This window comes from Lientehia hominis (assembly GCF_021044755.1).
In the GTDB taxonomy this organism is placed as follows: Bacteria; Bacillota; Clostridia; order Lachnospirales; family Lachnospiraceae; genus Lientehia; species Lientehia hominis.
The window spans coordinates 678,166-694,307 of the sequence record NZ_JAJNOR010000001.1 but is presented as its reverse complement, the minus strand read 5'-3'; the positions used below and the strand labels follow the sequence as shown (position 1 = coordinate 694,307).

Below are 16,142 nucleotides of genomic sequence, written 5' to 3'. Positions count from 1 at the left end.
GTATACCTTTGAATATCTTTCTAACAAATTCATTTTTATAGCCAGAGGAGACAGGAGAAAGTCCGCTTCCCGCACCGAAATAAGCTTTTATTTGTTGTGAAAGCCATTGAGGCGGCCACGGAGGCCCGCCGCCGTAAGGCGTGCGGGCCCTGTGGATATCCAATCCTTTTCTGGAATCAGGAATATGGCGTATGTCTGTAACGGTGCGGCAGACAAAAAACCGGCAGAACGAATCCGGGCCGGCCTAAAGGAGAGCGCTGCAGAGCAGCGGCCGGTGTTTCCCAGGCGGAGGGAGGCAGAAACGGAAAATCCGATTCCGTTTCTGAGGGAACAGGAGACAGGAAATCATAAAGATTTCCTGTCGACATGTGAGCGGTACTGCCGGAGCAGGGATAAAGCGGCCCCTGCATCGCCAGCGAACCGAAATCGTGACGGTCCGGAACTTCTGACGGTGCTTAACCGGAGCTTAGTCGGAATTAGCTAAAAATGATTTCTAAAGGTATACCGAAAAAGATTGGGCCGGGATTTCAGGCGAAGTTGAAAGAGATAATTGATCAAAGGCGTTGTCTGCGGAGTGAGGGCAGAAAATATTAAAGAACCTCTCATACGGGAATACGATGTCCGGATAAACGGATTGCTTTGAGGATGGAGAAAGGCAGGGAAACACGGAATGAAAAAAGCTGCGGGTATCTTGATGACGGCTGTGGGGGCCGTTTTATGTTTTCTTTCTGCTCTTTTAGCAGTGCATCAGATTATAAAGTGGATGGAGTGGGGATTTTGTAAAAGTGAGCTCAGGTTCTTTTTTATCATTTTCATCTTTATGATCCTGATGGCACTGCTTTGTATAATGGGGATACAGTTTATGCGCAGGAAGAACAGGACTGCCGGTGAAAGAGAAAATTTTGAAGGATCCGCCGGTACGGAACGATGGTCTGAAGATCTGGATACGAAAGTATATAAAAGTGCACCGAGACTGCTGCTGACTGAATTTATTAAAAAGCTCATTTTGATAGGATTTCTCCTGTTCCTCCTCTTTTATGTCCTTTTGGATGGACTTAAGTATCTGGCTATTGCCAAAGGAGTCTGTACAGGTATCTGGCTGACTTGTACACTGGTCCTTTCTGCATTCTGGGCATTTTACTGGTGCAGGATCCGGATTGAAGTAAGTGCGTCAGGACTCAAATTCTGCAGAGGCAGCCGAAGATATGCGGAGTATCCGCTGAACACTGGATTTTGGGCGGTGACGGAGAAGAAGCGTCTGAACGGCATATTCACTGGAACAAACCGGCTGATCTTTGTGCCGGTCCGGCCGCATTATAATAAGGTATTGAACTGCTATGGCATACAGGCGCTGGATTTTTCGAATCTGATGGAGGACATCAATAAGCTGAGAAAGGACGGGACCTTTGAAAAGATTCGGGAAGAACTGACGGCGGAACATATCTATGAAACGTGTGACAAAAGAGAATTCCAAATACCCAGAGAAAAACTGCTGAAAAGGGAGCGAAGACGAGCGGCGCAGATTGGAATTGGCTGCGCGGCCGCGGGAGCGATTTCTGCGGCTCTGTGGTTCTGTTTCCTACATAAAAAGCCATTGGATACAGAAGCCGTATTTCTGATGCTGATTATTTTTCTGCTTATCAGCGTTCCTGTGCCGGTTCTGCAGATTTTCAGATGCCTTGCATATGCGGGAAAAGTGCCGGAGCGAATCGTACTGGCGGATTCCAGCCTGCGGGTGGATGAGATATCTTATCCTGTCAGGGAAATCAAAAGAATCTCCATGACGCCTGTCAATTTTGGCTGGTCAAAGAACGGGACTTCTTTTCGCAGAAGGATGGTCGTTCTGTTAGAGACGAAACGGGAAGAATATCAATTGGGAAGCACAGCTTCTGCCGGTGTGCCGAAGGAACTGGTCCTTAAGGAGTATGGAGAGATGGTAACATCGCTCAGGCAGTGGTGCGCTGGATGCGGAATTTTGTTTCAGGAGGACCGGGAATGACGGAATACATAAAACCGCCCTTTCCTGCACAGGAAATGCACTGTGACTGAAAAGGGCGGTAGAAATCGCTATCCGAGCAAGTTCATGACAGCGGTGATATACACCTTTACGGCAGTGACGACATCGCTGATATTGACCCACTCGGCGCCTGCATTATAAGCGTCCAAGTCTCCAGGTCCGAAAGCCACGGTTGGGATACCTGCTTTGTTGATCAGGAAATCCGCGTCCATATGGGCCCGCATAGCCGTCAGGGGAGCTGCTTTGCCGGTTACTTCTCTGCTGGCTTCTTTTAACATCTCGATTACTTCCGCACCGTCCTGGACGACGCCGGCGAGGGTATCGTAGCCGAGAATGGCGGTAGCCTGGATGCGTTCGTCTTTTTTCTTCACTTCTTCCAGGATGGCTTCGATCTGTTTCATGAACTGAGCGCCGTTTTCCCCTTCCACGATGAACCTGGAAACCTTCAGGGTACATTTCTCAGGGAGGACGCAGGATCTTGATCCTCCTTCGATCACTCCGAAGTTAATTGCGCCCTTATTTAATATTTCACTGGTTCCCACCGGGATTTTTTTGATTTCCGACATGATTTCGTACATGACCTCTATGGCATTTACTCCCAACTCAGGATTGCATGCATGAACCGGGACTCCGGTGACTTCTATGATGACCTCCAGCATGCCTTCGCATCCGCGGCAGATGGTCAGATTGGTGGGTTCTCCGATTACTACCATATCGGCCTGGAAACCGTCGTCGATCAGATTTACAGTACCCTTTGTAGCCACGCAGGGCCATTGCTCCCTGGCTACGGCACAGAGACCGTATTCCCCGGACAATTCAACGCCGTTTTTCGAGAGAAGTTCTACAGCCAGCATCATGCCGGTGAGAGAAGCCTGGCAGTCACAGACGCCTACGCCATAAAAGCGGTCGCCGTCCACTTCTCCGTAGGGATTCTTTGTCCATAAATTTCCGACTTCGACGGTATCCATATGTGAATTGAAATAAATGGTTTTGCCGGTTCTGCCGGATTTCTTTTTGGCGACCATATTTCCATGAGGATCAACGGACGCATCCATTCCTGCGTCTTTCAACCGGCCGCAGATGTATTCTGCCAGCTTTTTTTCCTGCAGACTCTCGCTGGGAATCGCAATCACGTCCTCGAGGGCGGCTTTGACATAGTCGTAGGTTACCTGCTCTAAAATATCTTTTTTCATTGTGTTTCCTTTCTTTTGCCGTTGGCAAATATGTAGTGAAACGGTGACGCTGGGGGGTTTTGTGATTGAATGGATGAAAAACCGGGGAGTGTCCTGATGCCAGAAACTAAGACGCAGTAAAGCGTGTTGAGATTAGGATATTATGCCATATGTGAGTATTAGAAATTATCTATATTGTAATGAGATTATGCAGAAGGGTCAAGCATTTTCGGCATTAACTTTTCATTATTTTTATATTTTGTACTAATATACAAATTATGCGAATTCCCTGCTTTTCGGCGAGTATCTTTTGACAGCGGTTTCTAGAAAAATTCAGATTTCTATTGACTATTTCGTTACAAGTGATAAAATAGAAGAGCATTGGAAGCATAGCTCAGCTGGGATGAGCGTTCGCCTCACACGCGAGAGGTCATGGGTTCGAGCCCCATTGCTTCCACTATAAAAAAGTCTTGTATGTACGCGGATAATGCAGCATGTCCCGTGGATACAAGGCTTTTTGTTTCATACCTTTGAATACCTTTTAAACAAACTTATCTTTGCAGATCAGAGGGAACAGAAGGAAGTCCGCTTCCATCCAGACGGCTCGCTGGCAGCCGTAACCAGCATCTTTACGGCCTCCGGTCGGTCCTTTCCAACTGACATGGATAAATCGATATTTTTCCATGTCAGATTCCAACAAAAATCCGCATGACATGCGATTTTTGCTTCCCTGCGGCCGGGAAGATCCTGCCAACGCCTTTGCAGCGCTCCCCTTATGATGGAATCGGATCGTTCCTCCTGCTCCTCTTCCCGCACCGAAATAAGCTTTTATTTGTTGTGAAAGCCATTGAGGCGGCCACGGAGGCCCGCCGCCGTAAGGCGTGCGGGCCCTGTGGATATCCGATCCTTTTCTGGAATCAGGAAAATGGAAAACATTCATAACGGTGCGGCAGAAAGAAAACCGGCAGAACGATTCCGGGCCGGCCTAAGGAGAGCGCCGCAGGGCAGCGGCCGGTGTTCCCCAGACGGAGGGAGGCAGAAACGGAAATACCGATTCCGTTTCTGAGCGAACAGGAGACAGGAAATCATAAAGATTTCCTGTCGACATGTGAGCGGTACTGCCGGAGCGGGGATAAAGCGGCCCCTGCATCGCCAGCGAACCGAAATCGTGACGGCTCGGAACTTCTGCCGGCGCTGAGCTGGAGCTTGATTGGAGCTGACTATATATGATTCCAAAAAGTATTTTGTATCATACCATGAAAGAATAAAGATATCAAAAAATCCGGCAAAAAGGGATGGATTTCCGTCTGCTGGAAAAAATAGACGGTAAATGAAAGGAGAACATGGAATGAAATATACAGAATTGGCGGAAAACGGACGGCTGGTTTATTATACAGAGGATGGTCTGGTCCATTCGGGCCGGATGATGGAGATAGAAGAGACAGACGACGGATTTGATTTTCAGATAGATACCTATGGGAACTGTGAGGGGCAGTACGTGATTTCTTCCCATCAGATCGGACATACGGTTTTCTTTGATGAGAAAGCGGCGAGGAGCAGTATATCCTTATAATAAAAGGCTTGCATTGAATGGAAAAATGTGCTATAGTACTAATGATAATAAATAAAGCAGGATGAAGAGTGGGCGGATGTCCACTCTTTGTTTTTGGCTTGCGGAGGGAGAACTCTGCTTTTTGTGAATATCACAAGAATCAGCAGAAAGGGGTCAGAGAATGCTGACAAGAAAAGAAGACATTGAGAAACGCACCGAGGAACTGCTGCTTCCGATCGTGGAATCCCGCCAGTTTGAACTGGTGGATGTGGAATTCGTCAAAGAAGGCGGGAACCGTTTTCTGAGAGCCTACATTGATAAGCCGGGCGGGATAGCCGTGGATGACTGCGAGACAGTCAGCCGCGCGCTCAGCGATATTCTGGACAGAGAGGATTATATCGCAGACAGCTATATTCTGGAGGTCAGTTCACCGGGGCTCGGCAGACCCCTTAAAAAAGAAAAGGATTTTGCCAGAAGCATTGGAGAGGAGGTAGAGATTCGTCTGTACCGTCCCTTAAATAAGGAGAAAGAATTTGTAGGGATACTGACATCCTACGATGACCATTCGGTAACAATTGAAAAAGAGGACGGAGAATCCATTGCTTTTGAGAGAACCGATATTGCATTGATTCGTTTGGCATTTGATTTCGGCTGAGTATGAGGATACATCCCGAAAGGGAAAGGAAGAGGAGGAAACAGAAAAATGAAAGAAAACAAGGAATTGAAGGAAGCCCTTGAGCTTTTGGAAAAAGAGAAAGATATCAGCAAGGAAACTCTTTTGGAAGCCATCGAGAATTCTTTGATTCAGGCATGTAAGACCCATTTCGGGAAAGCGGATAATGTAAAGGCGATCATAGACAGAGAAACCTGTAACTTTTCCGTATACGCCGAACGGGAAGTGGCGGAAAACGTAGAAGACCCCGCTCTTCAGATCACACTGGAGGAAGCGAGGGAGATCGATCCCCATCTTGGAATAGGAGACGTCGCACGGGTGGAGATCAAATCCAAGGAATTCGGACGTATCGCCACTCAGAATGCGAAGAACGTGATCCTGCAGAAGATCCGCGAAGAGGAGAGAAAGGTACTGTTCAATCAGTATTACGGAAAAGAAAAGGAAGTCGTGACCGGCATCGTCCAGCGGTATCTCGGACGGAACGTCAGCATCAATCTGGGCAAAGTGGACGCGATGCTGAATGAAAATGAGCAGGTAAAGGGCGAGACTTTTATGCCGACAGAGCGTATCAAGGTATATATCCTGGAAGTGAAGGATACAACCAAGGGGCCCAGGATTCTGGTATCCAGGACACACCCGGAGCTGGTGAAGCGCCTGTTTGAATCGGAAGTGGCTGAGGTGAAGGACGGGACCGTGGAGATCAGAAGCATTGCCAGAGAAGCAGGTTCCAGGACAAAAATGGCGGTTCATTCCAATGACCCCAATGTGGATCCGGTCGGCGCCTGCGTGGGTATTAACGGCGCCAGGGTAAACGCTGTGGTAGAAGAGCTGCGAGGAGAAAAGATTGATATCATCAACTGGAGCGATAATTCAGCGCTGCTGATCGAGAACGCCCTGAGCCCTGCAAAGGTCATCTGCGTGGTGGCCGACGATGATGAGAAGACCGCACAGGTAATCGTGCCGGACTATCAGCTGTCCCTTGCGATCGGCAAGGAGGGCCAGAATGCAAGACTGGCCGCAAGGCTCACCGGCTTTAAGATAGATATTAAGAGCGAGACTCAGGCAAGAGAATCCGGACTCCTGGAGGAGATCGGATATGAAGAGGGGATGGAAGGTGAATTTGACAACTATGAAGGGTTCGAGTATGAAGACGGGTACGAAGAGGGATATGAAGAAGGAGACGGCGGATACTATCCGGAAGGGACAGTGCCGCAGGAGTAATTCATAACGGAGCGTGATTCCATGAGCGTAAAAAAGAAAAACCCACAGAGACAATGCGTCGGCTGCGGCGAAATGAAGAATAAAAAGGATATGATCAGAATCCTTAAGACAGCGGAGGGGGATATCGTCCTGGATGCGACCGGGAAGAAGAACGGCCGGGGGGCTTATCTGTGTTTTGACAGGGAGTGCCTGGAGAAAGCCGTGAAAGGCAGGGGGCTGGAACGGTCCTTTAAAATGCCGGTATCCGCAGAAGTGTATGACAGATTGAGAAAGGAGCTGGGAGCCATTGAGAGCAAATAGGGTAGCGTCCCTTTTAGGCCTGGCCATGAAGGCAGGCAGGCTGGTCAGCGGTGAGTTCCTGACAGAGAAGGCTGTCAAATCCATGAAAGCCACACTGGTGATCGTTGCAGAAGATGCGTCGGATAATACAAAGAAAATGTTCACGAATATGTGTACTTACTATAAAGTTCCTTTGTACATTTGGGGTAAAAAAGAAGACCTGGGTTCTGCCATCGGCAGGGAGTTTCGGGCTTCCGTGGCGCTGACAGACGCAGGTTTCCGGGATGCTGTGGTAAAACAGATAGAGAGTGAGTAATCAAACGGAGGTAGTAAGTATGGCAAAAATGAGAGTCCATGAATTAGCGAAGGAAATAGATAAAAATAATAAGGATGTGCTGGACGTACTTCAGGCGAACGGGGTAAACGTCCAGAGTCCTTTGAGCGTGATCGATGAAGCGCAGGCCGATATGGTCAGAAGGGCGTATTCCCCGAAACCGGAGCCTCAGGAGGAACCCAAGGCAGAAGCGGAAGCAGCGCCGAAGAAGCGGATTACTGCGGTATTCCGTTCTCAGAATAGTTCTCAGGCCGGAAGAGGCCGTACCGGCGCCCGGCCGGCAGGACCCGGAACGAGACGCCCCGGCCAGTCCGGTCGTCCGGCGGCGTCCGGTCAGCCGGCTAGACAGTCCACAAGGCCTGTCGGACCTAAGCCGTCCATAAAACCTGCAGCTTCCGCGGCGTCTGCTCCTCAGAAACCGGAAGGAACAGGTAGACCGGCACCTCAGGCAGACGTACAGAGGCCGCAGATGAGAGCCCAGGCAGTGACGCCTGCTTCTGCGGAAGGCCGTCAGACGGCGCCTGTTTCGCGCGGGGAGAACCGCCGCCCGGATCAGCAGAGGACTGCCCGTCCTTCCGGAGAACGGAGCTTTTCGGATAACAGGGAACGCCGCCCCCAGGGAGACCGTCCGTATGACGCGAACAGAAGACCGTCAGGAGATCGGAACGGGAGCAGACCGACAGGAGACAGGACCGGCGGAAACCGACAAGGCCAGCAGCGTCCCTATGATCCTAACAGGAGGCCGGCTGGAGACCGGAATGGCAGCAGGCCTGTTGGCGGAGAAAGAAGCGGAGACCGTCAGGGCCAGTTTAACAGAGATAACAGAAGGCCCGGCCAGAAACCGGGAGATAACAGGAGAAGCGGCGGATTTTCCGTTCCCGCTCCCCAGCTGGACAGCAGCCAGAAGAATTCAGGCAAGCAGAAGCAAAAGCAAGGGAACAGAGTCGGAAATAAGTATGACAAGAAGCAGGGAGAAGATTTTGAGCTTAAGTCCGGGAAGCGCGGAGGAAAGGCGCCTGTCAAGTCTCTGGCAAAAGTGCCTGACCAGAAGACAGAGCCGGTGGTAGAATTAGTAAAGACCATTGTCCTTCCTGAAATCCTGACGATCAAGGAATTGGCGGAAAAGATGAAGCTGCAGCCTTCTGTCATTGTTAAAAAGCTGTTCCTGCAGGGGAAAGTGGTCACGATCAATCAGGAGATTGATTACGATACGGCGGAAGAGATCGCTATGGAGTTTGATGTCCTCTGTGAAAAGGAGATCAAGATAGATGTCATAGAAGAGCTTTTAAAGGACACAGAGGATCCCGCGGACAGTATGATTCCGAGATCTCCGGTAGTGTGTGTTATGGGTCACGTGGATCATGGAAAGACTTCTCTGCTGGACGCAATCCGGGAGACGAATGTCATCGCCAGAGAAGCAGGCGGGATCACACAGCATATTGGCGCGTCGGTAGTGGAGATTTCAGGACAGAAGATTACGTTTTTAGATACGCCCGGCCATGAGGCGTTCACTGCCATGAGAATGAGAGGCGCGCAGGCTACGGATATCGCGATTCTGGTGGTCGCGGCAGATGACGGCGTCATGCCCCAGACGGTAGAGGCCATCAATCATGCGAAGGCGGCAGGCGTAGAGATCATCGTGGCCATTAACAAGATCGACAAACCCAGCGCTAATATCGACCGGGTGAAGCAGGAACTGTCCGAGTATGAGCTGGTTCCGGAGGATTGGGGCGGAAGCACCATATTTGCGCCCGTATCGGCCCATACAAAAGAGGGTATTGAAAACCTGCTTGAGATGATACTTCTGACAGCGGAAGTGAAAGAACTGAAAGCCAATCCCAGCCGCCGTGCAAGAGGTCTTGTCATTGAGGCAGAGCTGGATAAAGGAAAGGGTCCTGTGGCTACGATCCTGGTGCAGAAGGGAACGCTCCATGTGGGAGATGCCATTGCGGCCGGCTCCTGCTACGGCAAAGTGAGAGCCATGATGGACGACAAGGGACGCCGCGTGAAGGAGGCAGGTCCTTCCACTCCGGTAGAGATCCTGGGCCTGAACGACGTACCCAGCGCCGGAGAGATCTTTGTGGCGCCGGAGTCAGAAAAAGAAGCAAGGAGTTTTGCGGAGACCTTTATTTCTGAGGGAAGAGAAAAGCTCCTGGATGATACAAAAGCAAAGCTGTCTCTGGATGACCTGTTCACCCAGATCAAAGCAGGCAATGTGAAAGAACTGGGAATTATCATCAAGGCAGATGTCCAGGGCTCCGTGGAAGCGGTGAAGCAGAGCCTCGTGAAGCTTTCCAATGAAGAAGTGATCGTTAAGGTCATCCACGGCGGCGTGGGGGCCATCAATGAGTCCGACGTATCTTTGGCGTCTGCTTCCAACGCGATCATTATCGGCTTCAATGTACGCCCGGATGCGACTGCCAAGTCCGTTGCGGAAAGAGAAAAGGTAGATGTACGTCTGTATAAGGTGATCTATCAGGCAATCGAGGATGTGGAAGCAGCCATGAAGGGGATGCTCGATCCTGTTTTTGAGGAGCAGGTCATCGGCCATGCCGTTGTACGCCAGACCTTCAAGGCATCGGGAGTCGGGACGATCGCGGGCGGATACGTCATGGACGGCAAGTTCCAGAGGAACTGCAGTGTGAGAATCAGCCGCGAAGGAGAGCAGATTTTCGAAGGTCCTCTCGCATCCCTGAAACGGTTTAAGGACGACGTGAAGGAAGTGGCCAAAGGATTTGAATGCGGACTCGTATTCGAGGGATTTAATGACATCAAGGAGGACGACATGGTGGAGGCCTACATCATGGTGGAGGTCCCCAGATAGCCGGAATCCCGGAAGGATTGGTGAACTATGCGTAAAAACAGCATTAAGAATATCCGTGTCAACAGTGAAGTGCAGAGAGAACTGAGCAATATCATCAGAACTGAGGTAAAGGACCCCAGAATCCACCCTATGACGTCTGTCGTAGCGGTGGAGGTGGCGCCTGACCTCAAGTACTGTAAAGCTTATATCAGCGTATTGGGGGACGAAGAGGCGGCAAAGGAGACGATCCAGGGCCTGAAAAATGCAGTCGGCTATATCAGAAGGGCTCTGGCGAAATCTGTGAATCTCAGAAATACGCCGGAGATCACCTTCATTTTGGACCAGTCCATTGAATATGGCGTGCACATGTCGAAGCTGATCGATGACGTGATGGGCGGCAGTACAGAGTCCGAAGAAGAATCTGAGGAAGAGGAACGGCAGGATTGAGAATGCCGCAGGGAAGACAGCGAAACAGAGGCGGAAAGGAGCAGATATGGAACGGCTTAAGGAAATTTTGACCAAAGTGAATAATGTTGCTGTCATCGGGCACGTAAGGCCGGATGGAGACTGTGTCGGCTCCTGCCTGGGACTCCGGAACTATCTGGAGCTGTCGGCACCAGAGCTTCAGGTACAGGTGTACCTGGAATCTTTTCCGGAGTCATTCGGCTTTTTAAAAGGGGCGGAAACCGTAAGCCATGATACAGCCGACGGAAATGTATATGATCTTTGTATTGTGCTGGATGCCAGTGACAAAGAACGGCTGGGAGGCTTCGCAGGTTATTTTGATCATGCGGGAAAAACAGTCTGTATTGATCATCATGTGACGAATACCGGATTTGCCGGGCTCATGCATGTGCGTCCGGAATGCAGCGCGACCAGTGAAGTTCTCTATACGCTGATGGATGACGCTTATGTGGACAGACAGGTGGCAGAATGCCTGTATATGGGTATCGTTCACGATACCGGGGTGTTCAAGCACTCCAATACTACAAGAGCTACCATGGAGATCGCCGGCCGGCTCATTGAGAAAGGAATCCCGTTCTCCGAGATCATAGACAGGACTTTTTATGAGAAGACTTATAAACAGAATCAGATTTTAGGAAGAGCTTTGACGGAAAGTGTGCAGTTTATGGACGGAGCCTGCATTTATTCGGCGGTGCGCCAGAAGGACTTGGATTTTTATCAGGTGGAGACTAAGGACCTGGACGGGATCATCGACCAGCTGAGAATTACTAAAGGTGTGGAGTGCGCCGTCTTTTTATATGAAACGTCTCCCCAGGAATTTAAAGTCAGCATGCGTTCGAACAACGTAGTGGATGTGAGCCGGATTGCCGCGTTTTTCGGCGGCGGCGGCCATGTGAGGGCGTCGGGATGCACGATGACAGGTTCCGTATACGATGTGATAAATAACCTATCAGAGCGCATAGAAATGCAGCTTATGGACGCCGGCCTGAGATAGCCGGGAAGCGGAAAGACCAGTTATGGATGGATTATTGAATATATATAAGGAGCGGGGCTTTACCTCCCATGATGTGGTGGCAAAGCTCCGTGGAATTTTAAAACAGAAAAAGATAGGCCACACAGGGACTCTCGATCCGGATGCGGAAGGCGTTCTGCCAGTCTGCCTGGGAAAAGCGACAAAGGTCTGTGAACTTTTGGCGGACAAGAATAAGACGTACCGGGCGGTGCTTCTGCTGGGAATCGAGACAGATACTCAGGATGTCACAGGACAGATAACCGCGAGGTCTTCCGCAGATGTGGATGAGGAAAGCGTCCGGGAAGCGGTCCTGAGCTTTATCGGGCCGTATGCCCAGGTGCCTCCGATGTATTCGGCCCTGAAGGTAGGCGGAAAGAAACTGTATGAACTGGCCAGGCAGGGAAAAGAAATAGAAAGAGCCGCGCGGCCGGTGACAATCCATGAGATCGTCATAGAAAAAGTGGAGCTTCCCCGGGTCACATTGACGGTTACTTGTTCAAAGGGAACTTATATCCGTACGCTCTGCCATGACATCGGCAAGAAACTGGGATGCGGGGGTTGTATGGAGTCACTGGTCCGCGTGAGAGTTGCCGGTTTTCGTATGGAAGACGCGCTGACTCTTTCACAGGTAGAGCTTCTGCGGGATGAGGGAGTGCTGGAGGAGGAGCTGATCTCCATAGATTCTCTGTTCCAGGAGTATCCGGCTTATCTGGCGGCAAAAGGGACGGAGAAGCTTCTTTATAATGGAAATCCTTTGAAGCTGTCGGAGCTTGACAGGAGAGAAGAGGATAGAACGGGAACAGATATCAGCGAGGAAACAGAGAATGAGTCTGAAGAAAAGATCCGGCTGTATGACAGACACGGGCAGTTCATGGGGATTTATTCCTTTGACGAAGCTATTCGGCGGTACCGTCCTGTGAAGTTGTTTTTCACGGTTTCGGACGGAGGAATGGAGGAAAGACAATGGAAGTGATCACCGGACGGACAGAGATTTGTACGGTTCGGCCTTCTGCGGTCACCCTGGGGAAGTTTGACGGTATCCATAGAGGGCATCAAAAGCTTATAAATGAATTGTTCTTGGCCAGGGAACAGGGTCTTCAGGCCGTGGTCTTTACCTTCCTGCGCCCTCCGAAGAGTCTTGTGGACGGCGGGACACAGCCTGTCCTGCTCACAAACCGGGAAAAAAGGGCCCATATGGAAAAGCTGGGCGTTGAACTTATGATAGAGTATCCTTTTACCGAGGAAGTACACCATATGGAGCCGGAGTATTTTGTGGAAAAAATACTGGCTGGAGGATTAAAGGCGAGGAAGATCATAACCGGACCGGATTTCTGCTTTGGCTACAAAAGGCGGGGAAACGTGGAGCTTCTTAAGGAGCTTGCGCCCCGGTATGGATATGAAGTGGAAGTGATGGACAAAGCTGTTACGGAGGACGGACAGATCATCAGCAGCACACTCATAAGGAGGGAGCTTTTGATGGGAAATGTGGAGCAGGCGAATGAACTGCTTGGATACCCTTATACCGTAACGGGTGAAGTGGTGCACGGAAATCACCTGGGGAGAACCTTCGGCATGCCCACCATTAACCAAATCCCGGTGGAGGACAAGCTTCTTCCGCCCAACGGCGTATATGTGTCGAAGGTGGAAATAGACGGTTTGGTCTACCAAAGCGTGTCCAATGTGGGATATAAACCGACCATAGCCGGAAAATACCCGAAGGGCGTGGAAACCTATATTTTCGGTTTTGATAAAGACGTATATGGAAGGATTCTGGATGTTCAGCTGTTCCATTACCTTCGCAAAGAAGAAAAATTCAGTTCCGTGGCGGCGTTGAAGGCACAGCTTCAGCGGGACGCGGAGGGCAGTCTTGCTTATTTTGAACAGCAGCCGGAAGTGTAACGGAAAACAAGCACTTTGCATAAAAATCATGTTTACTTTTAGTAAAACATATGCTATACTGGCATGGTGTAAAAATACGCCGACACCCAGCTTCCGGATACTCCAACCGATGCCTGGTGCCAGGTGTGAATAAGAATAAGGAGGAAATTGAAATGATTTCTAAGGAAAAGAAAGCAGAGATTATTGAAGCTTATGGAAGGAAACCCGGCGATACTGGTTCACCGGAGGTTCAGATCGCAATCTTAACAGAGCGCATCACAGAGCTGACTGAGCATCTCAAAGTGAATCAGAAGGATCATCATTCCAGACGCGGCCTTTTGAAAATGGTTGGTCAGAGACGCGGCCTTCTGGATTATCTGAAGAGAAGTGACATCGAGGCATATCGTAATTTGATCGTTCGTTTGGGAATCAGAAAATAATCATGGATTTTGAAGGCATCAGGGTGGAGAAATCCACCCTGTTCTTTTAAGACAAACCTATTAACAGGCGGGAGTTTACATTGAGACCACTGAAAAGCACAGCTTATGCGGTGGGAAGCTGTGTTTCTCAGTAGTTTCGGTGTCTTCTGCCTCAGAAAGAAAAGGAGATATCATATGTATAAGAGTTTTTCAATGGAACTGGCCGGAAGAACCCTGACGGTTGATGTGGGCAGAGTAGCGGCTCAGGCCAATGGCGCTGCGTTCATGCATTATGGGGACACCGTGGTGCTTTCTACGGCTACCGCATCTGACAAACCAAGGGAAGGCATTGACTTCTTTCCCCTGAGCGTGGAGTTCGAGGAAAAAATGTACGCGGTCGGGAAGATTCCCGGAGGATTTAACAGAAGAGAGGGAAAAGCTTCTGAGAATTCAGTCCTCACAGCGCGAGTGATCGATCGTCCCATGCGTCCTCTGTTTCCCAAAGATTACAGAAATGACGTTACCCTGAACAATCTGGTCATGTCAGTGGATCCGGAATGCAGTGCGGAGCTCACCGCTATGCTGGGTTCTGCTATCGCAGTCTCTATTTCGGACATTCCCTTTGACGGCCCTACGGCGGCCACTCTTGTCGGAATGATTGACGGAGAGCTGATTTTCAATCCTACCGCGGCCCAGAAGCAGGTCTCTGATCTGGCTCTTACGGTGGCATCAACCAGGGATAAGGTCATCATGATAGAGGCCGGAGCCAATGAAGTGCCGGAGGATAAGATGATCGAAGCGATTTTTGCGGCTCACGCGCTGAATCAGGAAGTCATCAAATTCATTGATACAATCGTAGCAGAGTGTGGAAAGCCCAAGCACAGCTATGAAAGCTGCGAGGTTTCCTCAGAGCTGTGGGATGACATGACCTCCGCAATCCCTTCCGATGTTATGGAAGCCGCAGTCTTCACGGACGTGAAGCAGGTGAGAGAAGAAAACATCAAAAAATTGGAAGCCGAGCTGGAAGAGCGCTATGCGGAAGAGCATCCTGACTGGGTGCCGCTTATTGGAGAGGCTCTTTATAAATACCAGAAGAAGACGGTCCGTAAGATGATCCTGAAGGATCATAAGCGTCCTGACGGCAGACAGATCACACAGATCCGCCCTCTGGCGGCAGAAGTGGATATCCTGCCCAGAGTGCACGGTTCCGGTATGTTTACACGAGGACAGACTCAGATCCTCAACGCCTGCACCCTTGCGCCGCTTTCTGAGCGCCAGAAGCTAGACGGTCTGGATGGAAACGAGACCTCTAAGAGATATATGCACCATTACAATTTCCCCTCTTACTCAGTAGGTGAGACGAAACCCAGCAGAGGGCCGGGACGCCGTGAAATCGGTCATGGAGCGCTGGCGGAGAAAGCCTTGATTCCTGTGCTTCCTTCGGAAGAGGAATTCCCTTACGCAATCCGGACGGTTTCAGAGACGATGGAGTCCAATGGCTCCACTTCTCAGGCTAGTGTATGCGCGTCTTCCTTGTCTCTGATGGCTGCAGGCGTGCCCATTAAGAGCGCGGTTGCGGGCATCTCCTGTGGTCTGGTGACTGGGGATACAGATGATGATTACATTGTGCTGACCGATATCCAGGGGCTGGAGGATTTCTTCGGTGACATGGATTTCAAGGTGGCAGGAACTCATAAGGGTATCACAGCCATTCAGATGGATATCAAGATTCATGGACTTACCAGGCCGATCATTGAGGAGGCTATCGCCAAGACAAAGGAAGCCAGGTATTATATTCTGGATGAGGTCATGAACCCTGTGATCTCAGAACCCAGGCATGAAGTGGGCAAATATGCGCCCAAGATCCTGCAGATTCAGATCGATCCCACGAAAATCGGGGATGTGGTCGGCAAGCAGGGCAAGGTCATCAACAGGATCATTGAAGAGACTGGCGTGAAGATTGACATCGAAGATGACGGATCCGTTTCTGTATGCGGTACGGACAAGGAAATGATTGACAGAGCGATAACGATCATCAACCGCATCGTCAATGATGTGGAGGCCGGTGAGATTATCACTGGAAAAGTCGTGCGGATCATGAATTTCGGCGCTTTTGTGGAGCTTGCTCCCAATAAGGACGGCCTGATCCATATTTCGAAGCTTTCCCAGAAGCGTGTGGAGAAGGTAGAGGATGTCGTGAACATCGGCGATGAAGTGACCGTGAAGGTGCTGGAAATCGACCGTATGGGAAGGATTAACCTGAGTCTGAAGGATGTCCCTCAGGAAAAAGCGGAAGAGTCTTCTAAGTAGAAGAAGG

General features: G+C 50.2%; 18 protein-coding genes and 1 tRNA gene. 17 read left to right on the top strand and 2 right to left on the bottom strand.

Annotation, left to right across the window (positions count from 1 at the left end):
- The first annotated feature begins 184 nt into the window (after positions 1 to 184).
- The 3 genes from LQE92_RS03130 to LQE92_RS03125 all read left to right on the top strand — a co-directional run bounded on the left by LQE92_RS03130 (position 185) and on the right by LQE92_RS03125 (position 1,999).
- Positions 185 to 484: a hypothetical protein gene (locus tag LQE92_RS03130; RefSeq protein ID WP_231061534.1), complete on the top strand. Its 300-nt coding sequence runs from the start codon at positions 185 to 187 to the stop codon at positions 482 to 484.
- A gap of 66 nt (positions 485 to 550) precedes the next feature.
- A complete protein-coding gene (locus LQE92_RS14665; protein WP_408611429.1) occupies positions 551 to 643 on the top strand; it encodes a DUF2200 family protein in 93 nt (30 codons plus the stop codon).
- Positions 644 to 670: 27 nt separating this feature from the next.
- Positions 671 to 1,999 (top strand): hypothetical protein, encoded by a 1,329-nt coding sequence (locus LQE92_RS03125; protein WP_231061533.1) that lies wholly within the window; start codon positions 671 to 673, stop codon positions 1,997 to 1,999.
- A 68-nt stretch (positions 2,000 to 2,067) separates the two neighbouring features.
- Here LQE92_RS03125 and LQE92_RS03120 read toward each other — a convergent pair whose 3' ends face one another.
- Entirely contained in the window at positions 2,068 to 3,210 is a 1,143-nt protein-coding gene (locus LQE92_RS03120) for a M20 family metallopeptidase (RefSeq protein WP_231061532.1), read from the bottom strand.
- Positions 3,211 to 3,572: 362 nt separating this feature from the next.
- Here LQE92_RS03120 and LQE92_RS03115 point away from each other — a divergent pair.
- A tRNA-Val gene (locus LQE92_RS03115) sits at positions 3,573 to 3,646 on the top strand.
- A gap of 107 nt (positions 3,647 to 3,753) precedes the next feature.
- Here the strand turns inward: LQE92_RS03115 and LQE92_RS03110 are convergent.
- Positions 3,754 to 4,005, bottom strand: a complete 252-nt coding sequence (locus LQE92_RS03110) for a hypothetical protein (RefSeq protein WP_231061531.1) — start codon at positions 4,003 to 4,005, stop codon at positions 3,754 to 3,756.
- A 198-nt stretch (positions 4,006 to 4,203) separates the two neighbouring features.
- On the opposite strand from LQE92_RS03110, the gene LQE92_RS03105 reads away from it, so the two are divergent.
- The 13 genes from LQE92_RS03105 (at position 4,204) to LQE92_RS03045 (ending at position 16,135) form a co-directional block, all read left to right on the top strand.
- On the top strand, positions 4,204 to 4,419 hold the full coding sequence (locus LQE92_RS03105) for a hypothetical protein (RefSeq protein ID WP_231061530.1): 216 nt from the start codon (positions 4,204 to 4,206) through the stop codon (positions 4,417 to 4,419).
- Positions 4,420 to 4,537: 118 nt separating this feature from the next.
- The gene (locus LQE92_RS03100) at positions 4,538 to 4,762 is read left to right on the top strand and encodes a hypothetical protein (protein ID WP_231061529.1); all 225 of its coding nucleotides are present in this window, start codon (positions 4,538 to 4,540) and stop codon (positions 4,760 to 4,762) included.
- Between the two features lie 160 nt (positions 4,763 to 4,922).
- Positions 4,923 to 5,396: a ribosome maturation factor RimP gene (locus tag LQE92_RS03095; protein ID WP_331001223.1), complete on the top strand. Its 474-nt coding sequence runs from the start codon at positions 4,923 to 4,925 to the stop codon at positions 5,394 to 5,396.
- Between the two features lie 48 nt (positions 5,397 to 5,444).
- Entirely contained in the window at positions 5,445 to 6,635 is a 1,191-nt protein-coding gene (nusA, locus tag LQE92_RS03090) for a transcription termination factor NusA (protein ID WP_231061528.1), read from the top strand.
- A 21-nt stretch (positions 6,636 to 6,656) separates the two neighbouring features.
- Entirely contained in the window at positions 6,657 to 6,935 is a 279-nt protein-coding gene (rnpM, locus tag LQE92_RS03085; RefSeq protein ID WP_231061527.1) for an RNase P modulator RnpM, read from the top strand.
- Positions 6,922 to 7,230 carry a L7Ae/L30e/S12e/Gadd45 family ribosomal protein gene (locus tag LQE92_RS03080; RefSeq protein WP_269141845.1) on the top strand — a complete coding sequence of 103 codons (309 nt, stop codon included), beginning with the start codon at positions 6,922 to 6,924 and terminating at the stop codon, positions 7,228 to 7,230. The genes rnpM and LQE92_RS03080 overlap by 14 nt, the downstream gene beginning before the upstream one ends.
- Before the next feature lie 19 nt (positions 7,231 to 7,249).
- A complete protein-coding gene (gene infB / locus LQE92_RS03075) occupies positions 7,250 to 10,072 on the top strand; it encodes a translation initiation factor IF-2 (RefSeq protein WP_231061526.1) in 2,823 nt (940 codons plus the stop codon).
- A gap of 27 nt (positions 10,073 to 10,099) precedes the next feature.
- Positions 10,100 to 10,498 carry a 30S ribosome-binding factor RbfA gene (gene rbfA / locus LQE92_RS03070; RefSeq protein WP_147597333.1) on the top strand — a complete coding sequence of 133 codons (399 nt, stop codon included), beginning with the start codon at positions 10,100 to 10,102 and terminating at the stop codon, positions 10,496 to 10,498.
- Positions 10,499 to 10,544: 46 nt separating this feature from the next.
- Positions 10,545 to 11,510, top strand: a complete 966-nt coding sequence (locus tag LQE92_RS03065; RefSeq protein WP_231061525.1) for a DHH family phosphoesterase — start codon at positions 10,545 to 10,547, stop codon at positions 11,508 to 11,510.
- A gap of 22 nt (positions 11,511 to 11,532) precedes the next feature.
- A complete protein-coding gene (gene truB / locus LQE92_RS03060; protein WP_231061524.1) occupies positions 11,533 to 12,501 on the top strand; it encodes a tRNA pseudouridine(55) synthase TruB in 969 nt (322 codons plus the stop codon).
- Positions 12,492 to 13,427, top strand: a complete 936-nt coding sequence (locus LQE92_RS03055) for a bifunctional riboflavin kinase/FAD synthetase (protein WP_231061523.1) — start codon at positions 12,492 to 12,494, stop codon at positions 13,425 to 13,427. The genes truB and LQE92_RS03055 overlap by 10 nt, the downstream gene beginning before the upstream one ends.
- A 152-nt stretch (positions 13,428 to 13,579) precedes the next feature.
- Complete coding sequence (gene rpsO / locus LQE92_RS03050) at positions 13,580 to 13,846, top strand: 30S ribosomal protein S15 (RefSeq protein WP_147597329.1); 267 nt, start codon at positions 13,580 to 13,582, stop codon at positions 13,844 to 13,846.
- A 174-nt stretch (positions 13,847 to 14,020) separates the two neighbouring features.
- On the top strand, positions 14,021 to 16,135 hold the full coding sequence (locus LQE92_RS03045; RefSeq protein WP_231061522.1) for a polyribonucleotide nucleotidyltransferase: 2,115 nt from the start codon (positions 14,021 to 14,023) through the stop codon (positions 16,133 to 16,135).
- Positions 16,136 to 16,142: the final 7 nt, after the last annotated feature.